The organism is Halomonas sp. SIMBA_159 (genome assembly GCF_046536035.1).
GTDB classification, from domain to species: domain Bacteria; phylum Pseudomonadota; class Gammaproteobacteria; order Pseudomonadales; family Halomonadaceae; genus Vreelandella; species Vreelandella venusta_A.
This window is the reverse complement of sequence record NZ_JAWJBT010000947.1, coordinates 1-258: the sequence shown is the minus strand read 5'-3', so window position 1 is coordinate 258 and position 258 is coordinate 1. Positions and strand designations below refer to the sequence as shown.

Here is a 258-nt window from a genome sequence, read left to right as displayed (position 1 = left end):
GGCACCTTCCGCGCCATATAAAATAGTACCGGTGGAGAAAATACGTGGCCCGGCAATCATGCCAGCCTGTTGCATTTCGCTGGCAGAGAATACTTCACGGGTATCGTTAGATGGGTCATGAATGGCTGTCACACCAAAAGCCAGCGAGGCATAATTTTGCCAGTTCTGCTGTGGCGTAATCTGGTTGCTGCCCTGGCTGCCATGAGCGTGGGCATCAAACAGGCCCGGCATAATGGTTTTACCCGTGATATCAAATAC

Annotated in this window: 1 pseudogene; it reads right to left on the bottom strand. The window is 51.6% G+C overall.

The annotated features are described in order from the left end of the window. Positions 1–258: pseudogene (locus R0J87_RS22055) on the bottom strand (hypothetical protein); the annotation flags it as partial.